The sequence below is a fragment of the Desulfuromonas sp. CSMB_57 genome (genome assembly GCF_020194955.2).
Taxonomy (GTDB): Bacteria; Desulfobacterota; Desulfuromonadia; order Desulfuromonadales; family Syntrophotaleaceae; genus JAFCIY02.
Map to the genome: position 1 here is coordinate 20,453 of NZ_JAFCIY020000012.1, position 8,669 is coordinate 29,121.

The window sequence follows — 8,669 nt, forward strand, 5'->3', positions numbered from 1 at the left end:
GGTTTGAGGCAAGAAGTGCTCAGGCGGAAGTCGCGATTTTCTGCAGGGCGGCGATGATTTCCGGAAGGTCCTTGTCGGCCAGGGTACGGACGTCGAGGAGCAACAAGCCCTGGGAGATCCGGCCGATGATGGGCAAGGCTCCGGACCGCAGTTGCTGCTCCAGTTGCTGGGCCGACAATCCGTCCACCGCTACGGAGATGAGGGTGGTCGGGAGTTCCAGCAGGGGAAAGGTGCCGCCGCCGACCTGGGAGTGGCCCGGCAGGGCTTTCACGGTGACGGTTGCTGGAAGGCCCCGGCGCAGGCGTCGCACGGCGCTGCGGGCGCGGGTCGCCAGTTCCTCTGCGGAGACGGTCATCATCCGCAGGGACGGTATCTGTTGCAGCGCCTCGCGTTCATCCCGATACAGACGCAAGGTACCTTCCAGGGTGGCGAGGGTGACCTTGTCGACCCGCAGGGCTCGCATCAAGGGGTGTTTTTTCATGGGATCGAGAAACCGCCGTTTGCCGACAATAATGCCCGCCTGAGGTCCGCCAAGCAGTTTGTCGCCGCTGAAGGTAACCAGATCGGCCCCCGCCTGAAGATATTCCTGCACCATGGTTTCTCCTGCAAGACCGTAGGCGGACAGATCCACCAAAGTGCCGCTGCCTGCATCCACCATGACCGGCAGGGCACTTTCGCGTCCGATGGCCACCAGTTCCTCGGTAGAGACCTGGGTGATGAAGCCGACCTGGGCAAAATTGCTGGTGTGAACCTTGAGCAATAGGGCCGTCTCCGCACCGATGGCGGCGCGATAGTCGCGGGCGTGGGTACGGTTGGTGGCGCCGACTTCCCGCAGGGTGGCGCCGCTCTGCTCCATAACTTCGGGAATGCGGAAGGAGCCGCCGATCTCGACCAGTTCGCCACGGGAAACGATGACCTCTTTGCCCTTGGCGAGGGCCGAAAGGGCCAGCAGGACCGCGGCGGCATTGTTATTGACCACGACGGCGGCTTCGGCGCCGGTCAGGTCGCTGAGCAGTTTTTCCACATGCACGGCGCGACTGCCGCGGGTGCCCGTTTCCAGATTGAACTCGAGGGTACTATATTCGAAGGCGGCATCCAGCATGGAATTCCGCAGGGCCGGTGCCAGGGGCGCACGGCCTAGATTGGTGTGCAGCACCACGCCGGTGCCGTTGATGACCCGCCGTAACCCGGGAGTGCTGGCTCTTTCCAGGGCTTTTCGCACTTTGCAGGCAATGGATGTCTCATCCAGCCCGTCCGCCGGCATCCGCCCGGTTAAAATTTCGGAACGGATGGTATCCAGGGAGGTGCGTACTGCGGCGAGCACCATCGGACGCGGGTATTCATTCAATAAGGTCTCGATGGCAGCCCAGCCCAGCACTTTGTCGACTTTTGGGATTTTGTTAAGCAAATTCAATGCCTTTCAGATGGTGCATAGGTGCTTGCGATGGCCGCGACGGTTTATTTTGGCGGTCCTCGTTGGCGACCGGTTTTTTCAAGGATCCATTGTCCTTGGGGGGCCCGATGACGGTGTCGGCAATTTTCATATTCCTGCAATGAATTGTCAAGTTTCGAAGCCAAGCACGGTTTTTAGTGTGGCTGGATTCCCTATCAAAAGCACCTCGGGAATGAATTTAACGAGACCATCAATTTTGCGTTGAAACCGTTCTGCGTTATATAGTTTCATATATGTCCGATCTGCCAGGGGGCGCGGAGCGGAGGAATGCCAACAACGGCCTGCAAGTCTTTGGCAACATTGAGGGTTTGTGTTCTGCCATTCGAAGTTGAGAGGAGAGAGTATGTCTTCAATTCCCATGGTGGTTCTCGTCGGTACCTCGGGAACCGGGAAAACCACGTTTTTGGAAAAATTGATCAAAGAGTTGAGAAGCCGGAAGATTATTGTCGGCACCATCAAGCATGATGTCCATGGATTCGAAATGGACCAGCCCGGGAAAGATACCTGGCGTCATGCCCGTGCGGGTTCCGATGCGGTAGCGATCTCGTCGCCGACCAAGGTTGCCTTGGTGCGCAGTGTAGAGCAGGAAATGGAGCTCGACAAGGTTGCGGAGTTGCTCGGCCCCGTGGCTATCATTCTTGTGGAAGGATACAAGCGCTCCGCCAAGCCGAAGATCGAGATTCATCGCAAGGCGCATGCGGCAGGGCTTTTGAGTGCCCCGGAAGAGTTGATTGCGCTGGTCAGTGATACTGAATGGGATTTCGGTGTGCCGACTTTCGACCTTGAGGATGCCAAAGGCGTGGCCGATCTTCTGGTGGCAAAATTTGGGTTGTCGTAATCCGCCCTTCGGCGGCATTGTCTCTGAGTCCATGGAATCTTGCCCCGGAAATTGCCGGGGCTTTTTTGTCGGCTGATATAGAACGAAGTTTTCTTCATGTTTTTTTTGGTTTGATAAGGTTATTTTTGCGGAGGATGCGAACGGTATTTTCGATAGCTTCTATCGTATTCCTTATATCATTGAAATAAGAGACTTTTTTTTGAAAAATTGCTTGCCCAGGGTTAAGCAGTGTGCTACATAACGGCAGTCCGAATATAATGAAATGAAAAATTATGGCGTTTCTCCGTTGTTGTCTCAAGGTGGCTTGGTTTCTGTCAAACAATGTTTTAGCGATTTTCTGCGTATCGTTTGAAGTATAAAATCGGTTTTTTAACATAACGCGTTTATTTCGTCCTCTGCCCGCGCAGACTCAACGAAACCCGCATGGATACTGAAAATTCTTCGGTATTGGTGCGGGTTTTTTTGTGCCCGGGCTTTCCGTATTCCCGGCATCAGTCGGTTGGTGGGCCTTCTGGGGACGGATGGCGGGTTCCACGCCTGGCCGTTGCCTGCAATTGTTGCGATGGCGTGGATCGATCTGCGTATAAAGCCAAAAATCAATCAGTTCAAGCTCGTTCGGGGATTTCTTCAGGCCCCGACCATTGGCTTTGCAGGCCGTTTTGCCAAAGCCTGCAATGTGTGCCGCCGGCATGGAAAATCAAACGAAAGGGAGGAAAGCAACATGGCAGGATGCGCGTGTACCGGCGAAAAAGTTGATTCGCCACAGGATTTACAGTTGATGGATTTGTTGGGGCACTATCGGGGTTACGATGGCTCGCTGATTCCAGTATTGCAGGGGGTGCAGGAGATCTACGGGTATCTGCCCGCGGAGGTTCTGGAGAAGGTTTCCCAGGAGTTGAAGATTCCTTTCAGCAAGGTGTTTGGCGTAGTCACCTTCTACGCTCAGTTTCATCTGAAGCCGAGAGGCCGGAACATCATCCGCGTCTGCCTGGGCACAGCCTGTCATGTGTTGGGCAATGCCAAGGTTTTTGATCGGCTCAAGGATATTCTCGGGGTCGACAATGGCGGCACCACGGACGACCTGCGTTTTACCCTGGAATCGGTGGCCTGTATCGGAGCGTGCGGCTTGGCGCCGTGCATCATGATCAACGACGATACTCATGGTCGGTTGACTGTAGATGGCCTGGAAGACATTCTGGCACAGTACGCGTAGGGGGGGATGATGAGCATATCAAAGGAAATGCGCTCCGACATCGAGGAGCGGTACAAGAGGAACCTGGAGCGTCCCCGGATCGTGGTCGGTCTGGGCACCTGCGGCATCGCCGCCGGTGGCAACAAGGTCATGGACGCCATCAAGGCTGAAGTGGCAAAGAAGGGGCTGGACGTGGACGTAGATTTCACCAGCTGCATCGGCATGTGTTTCGCCGAGCCGGTGGTGGAGATGGCTCTGCCCGGCAGGGCCAGCGTGGTGTATGGCGGAGTTGGCCCCGAGAACGTGGTGCAGCTGATCGAAAGCCACATGGTTCAGAAAACGCCGGTGGCCGAACAGGCGCAGATCCAGATTCTTGGCGGAGCCGAGGCCTACGAGGGCATCCCCGCCATGGAGAAGTCCGAATACTACGAGCAGCAGGTGCGTTCGGTTACCTGGCGCCTGGGCCGGACCAATCCCGAGCGCATCGAGGACTACATCGCCACGGGCGGTTACGAGGGTATCCAGAAAGCCCTGACCATGGACCGGATCGCCATCATCGACGAAATCAAGAAATCCGGTTTGCGCGGGCGCGGCGGCGGGGGTTTCCCTACCGGCACCAAGTGGCAGTTCGTGCATGATGCGGTTGGCGACAAGAAATACATTGTCTGCAACGCCGACGAAGGCGATCCCGGGGCGTTCATGGACCGCAGCGTGCTGGAAGGCGATCCGCACGCAGTTTTGGAAGGGATGATGATCGCCGCGTACGCCATCGGCGCCGATGAAGGGGTCATCTACTGCCGCGCCGAGTATCCCTTGGCCATCCGCCGTCTCAACATGGCCATCAAAGTGGCCGAAGAGATGGGCATCATGGGCGAGAACATCATGGGCAGTGGCTTCAACTTCAAGGTGCGGATCAAGGCCGGTGCCGGTGCGTTTGTGTGCGGTGAGGAAACCGCCCTGCTCAACTCCATTGAAGGTCAGCGCGGCATGCCGAGGGTGCGTCCGCCGTTTCCGGCCCACAAGGGTCTGTGGCAGAAACCGACCTGTCTGAACAACGTGGAAACCTTTGCCAACGTGCCGAACATCATCCGCAAGGGCGGCGACTGGTTCTCAAGCATGGGCACCGAGAAAAGCAAGGGCAGCAAGGTGTTCTGCATCACCGGCAAGATCAACCACACCGGTCTGTGCGAAGTACCCATGGGCATGACGCTGCGCGATCTGGTCTACAACATCGCCGGCGGCATCAAGGACGGCAAAAAGTTCAAGGCGGTACAGAGCGGTGGGCCTTCGGGAGGCTGTCTGCCGACCGAGAAGCTGGATCTGTCCATTGACTACGAATCCCTCGGCCAGGCCGGAGCGATCATGGGTTCCGGGGGGCTGGTGTTCATGGACGAGGACAGCTGCATGCTGGATATCGCCAAGTACTTCCTGAACTTCACCCAGATGGAATCCTGCGGCAAGTGTACTCCCTGCCGCGAAGGGACCAAGCGGATGCTGGAGACCCTAGAGCGAATCTGCGAAGGCAATGGGGTACCGGAAGACATAGACAACCTGGAGCGACTGGCAAAGGTCATTAAGACTTCGGCTCTGTGCGCCCTTGGGCAGACGGCGCCGAATCCGGTGCTGACGACACTGAAATATTTTCGCGATGAATATGAGGCGCACATCAACGAAAAGCGCTGCCCGGCCGGGGTTTGCCCCGAGTTGTTGAACTACACCATTCTGGCGGACAAATGCATCGGTTGCGGTGTGTGTATCAAGGCCTGTCCGACCGGGGCCATCAGTGGCGAGAAAAAGGCCGTGCATGTCATCGACCCGACCAAGTGCGTCAAGTGCGGCGCCTGTGTGCCCAAATGTAAGTTCGATGCCATAGCCAAGGCGTGATGAGCCGTCATCATTTTAGCGAAGGAGGAAAAAGCAATGCCTAATGTTACTCTGACCGTGGACGGCACACAGGTTACCGTGCCGAAAGGAACAACGGTCGTTGAAGCCGCTTGGAAAGCCGGGGCGTTTGTCCCGACTCTTTGCCATGACCCGGAATTGAGCAAACCTGGTGCCTGCCGTATCTGTGTCGTGGAAGTCAAGGGTGCCCGCAATCTGGTTGCCTCCTGTGTAACCGAGGCCGTCGAGGGCATGGAGGTCCAAACCTCGACCCCGGCCGTTATCGAGGCCCGGAAAACCATTCTGGAACTGATGCTCGACAATCATCCCGAAGACTGCCTCACTTGTCACCAGGCCGGAGACTGCAAACTGCAGGATTACGCCTACTTCTATAATGTCAAGCCGGGAGCCTTTGGCGGCGAAAGCCATCAGTATGAACTTGAGGATGATAACCTGTTTATCGTCCGCAATATGAACAAATGCATCCTGTGCGGCAAATGTCTGCGGGCCTGCGAGGAAAAGCAGGGCCGGGCCGTCATCGACTTTGCCTATCGTGGATTCAAAACCAAGGTGACCACTGCCTTGGACCAGCCGCTGGCGGATTCGGTCTGCGTGTCCTGCGGCAGTTGCGTGGCCGTGTGTCCCACCGGTGCCCTGACCGAAAAGGCCATGCTCGGCAAGGCGCGCAAGTGGGAAATCGAAAAAATTCGCACCACCTGCCCCTTCTGCGGTGTCGGTTGCAATCTTGATCTGAATGTCAAGGGCGGCAAGATCCTTGGCGCCACATCCAACCCCGCCAGTCCGACCAACGGTCGGGATCTTTGTGTCAAGGGCCGGTTCGGCATCGATTATGTCCACAGTCCAAAACGCTTGACCAAACCCCTGATCAAGAAAAACGGAGCTTTCGTCGAATCCTCCTGGGACGAGGCTCTGGATCTGGTTGCAACAAAGCTCGGCGAAATCAAAAACAAATTCGGCAGCGATGCCATCGCGGCGCTTTCCTCCGCTCGTTGCACCAACGAAGACAACTATGTCATGCAGAAATTTGTGCGCGCAGGGATCGGCACCAACAATGTCGATCACTGCGCCCGAACTTGACACGCTCCCACTGTAGCCGGTCTGGCTACTTCATTTGGCAGCGGTGCAATGACCAACTCCTTCGCCGATTATCTGAACACCGATCTGTTCTTCGTTATCGGCTCCAATCCTACTGAAGCTCACCCCATGGCGGGTGCCAAGATCATGTCGTCGTTGATGAATGGCACCAAACTGATCGTGGCCGACCCGCGCCGGATTGAGCTTGCCGATAAAGCCGATATTTTCCTGCAGCTGCGGCCCGGCACCGACATCCCGCTTCTGAACGGCCTGATGCATATCATCATCAAGGAAAACCTGCACGACCAGAAATTTATCGAAGAACGAACGGAAGGCATTGAGGACCTCAAGGCGGCGGTGGAGAAATTTACTCCGGCCAGGGTTTCCGAAATGACCGGTGTTCCGGAAAACCTCCTGTATGATGCCGCCCGCCTGTATGCAACCACCTCTAAGGCGATGCTCTGCTACACCCTGGGCATTACCGAACATATCTGCGGTGTGGATAACGTCATGAGCGTGGCCAATCTGGCCATGTTGACGGGCCATCTCGGACGGGAGGGCACCGGCGTCAACCCGCAGCGCGGACAAAACAATGTCCAAGGTGCCTGCGACATGGGTGCGCTGCCCGGCGATTATCCCGGCTATCAGAAGGTGGTCAATCCGGAGGTCCAGGCCAAGTTTGAAAAGGCTTGGGGGGTAAAATTGTCCAACCAGCCGGGACTGACCATTCCGGATATGATGGATGCCGCGGTGGAAGGCAAGCTCAAAGCCATGTATATCCTGGGCGAGGATCCGGTGCTGACCGATCCGGATGCCAACCACATCAAAAAGGCCCTGCAGAGCATGGATTTTGTCGTGGTGCAGGAGCTTTTCATGTCGGAGACCGCTAAATTTGCCGATGTGATCCTGCCCGGGGCGAGCTTTACCGAGAAGGATGGCACCTTTACCAGTTCCGAGCGACGCGTGCAGCGGGTGCGCAAGGCCATCGAGCCCATCGGCGATACCAGGCCGGACTGGTGGATTGTCTGTGAAGTCGCAAAACGGATGGGCTATCCCATGGCATACGCCCATCCGGAGGAAATCTTCAACGAACTGGCCTCCCTGACCCCGTCCTATGGCGGCATCACTTACGACCGGATCGAGCATTGCGGTTTGCAATGGCCTTGTCCGACGGTAGATCACCCGGGCACGCCGATTCTGCATACCAAGGCTTTTGCGCGCGGTAAAGGGCTTTTCAAGGCCATCGACCACACTCCCCCGGCCGAAATGCCGGATGAAGAGTATCCCTATCTGTTGTCCACGGGTCGGATCCTTTATCACTATAACGTGACGACTCGGTATTCCTCGGCACTGGATGCCCACCGGCCCGAAGAGGCGGCCATGATCCATCCGGCGGATGCCGTAATGCTCGGTGTAGGTACCGGCGATACGGTGCAGGTGACTTCCCGCCGCGGTAGTGTCAAAACGAAGGTGGCGGTGACGGATAAGGTTCAATCAGGCATGATCTGGATGAGCTTCCATTACCGGGAAACACCCACCAATGAGCTGACCGTGAATGCCTTTGACCCGATCAGTAAAACCGGTGAATACAAGGTTGCTGCGGTGAGAATCGAGAAAACCTCGCCGATGTGAGGATGGTGGAAAGCCGGGCGCTTGGTGCGCCCGGCTTTCGGCAAGGCTGTAACCTGTGTAAGGCTTGAATGCTATCAGGAGAAAAATAATGAGTAACGAGAATTTGATGTCGAAGAGATGGCTGATCGCCTCTGCCGGGATCGTCATCATGACCCTGCTGGGCACCGTGTATGCCTGGTCGGTGTTCAGCAATCCCATCGTTGACGCTACCGGTTGGGCCAAGCCCGACATCGCCAAGACCTTCATGATCATCATCGGTATGATCGGTCTGTCCGCAGCCTTCGGCGGCATGATGGTCGACAAGATGGGACCCAAAAAGGTTGCCCTGATCGGGGTCATCCTTTATGGCATTGGTACGGTCCTGGCCGGGATGGCCATTAAAAACGTCAGCCTGCCCATGCTGTATCTGGGCTACGGCGTCATCGGCGGTATCGGCAACGGTATGGCCTATGTGGTGCCCATCGCCACCCTGATCAAGTGGTTCCCGGACAAGCGCGGCCTCATCACCGGTCTTTCGGTCATGGGCTTCGGTCTCGGTTCCTTCTTCATCGGCAAACTGGTTCCCGGCCTGATCAACA

At 56.7% G+C, this 8,669-nt stretch carries 6 protein-coding genes; 5 read left to right on the forward strand and 1 reads right to left on the reverse strand.

Going from position 1 to position 8,669, the window contains the following annotated elements:
* Positions 1–19 precede the first annotated feature (19 nt).
* The gene (gene selA / locus JQN68_RS04035) at positions 20–1,414 is read right to left on the reverse strand and encodes an L-seryl-tRNA(Sec) selenium transferase (RefSeq protein WP_225072692.1); all 1,395 of its coding nucleotides are present in this window, start codon (positions 1,412–1,414) and stop codon (positions 20–22) included.
* Positions 1,415–1,796: 382 nt separating this feature from the next.
* Between selA and mobB the strand changes: the two genes are divergently transcribed.
* The 5 genes from mobB to JQN68_RS04060 form a co-directional block, all read left to right on the forward strand.
* Complete coding sequence (gene mobB, locus JQN68_RS04040) at positions 1,797–2,291, forward strand: molybdopterin-guanine dinucleotide biosynthesis protein B (RefSeq protein ID WP_225072691.1); 495 nt, start codon at positions 1,797–1,799, stop codon at positions 2,289–2,291.
* 778 nt (positions 2,292–3,069) lie between these two features.
* Complete coding sequence (gene nuoE / locus JQN68_RS04045) at positions 3,070–3,504, forward strand: NADH-quinone oxidoreductase subunit NuoE (RefSeq protein ID WP_225072745.1); 435 nt, start codon at positions 3,070–3,072, stop codon at positions 3,502–3,504.
* A 9-nt stretch (positions 3,505–3,513) separates the two neighbouring features.
* Complete coding sequence (gene nuoF / locus JQN68_RS04050; protein ID WP_225072690.1) at positions 3,514–5,367, forward strand: NADH-quinone oxidoreductase subunit NuoF; 1,854 nt, start codon at positions 3,514–3,516, stop codon at positions 5,365–5,367.
* 36 nt (positions 5,368–5,403) lie between these two features.
* Entirely contained in the window at positions 5,404–8,091 is a 2,688-nt protein-coding gene (gene fdhF, locus JQN68_RS04055; protein ID WP_225072744.1) for a formate dehydrogenase subunit alpha, read from the forward strand.
* A gap of 106 nt (positions 8,092–8,197) precedes the next feature.
* Positions 8,198–8,669 (forward strand): MFS transporter (locus JQN68_RS04060; RefSeq protein ID WP_249621023.1); only part of this gene is annotated, 472 nt, incomplete at its 3' end.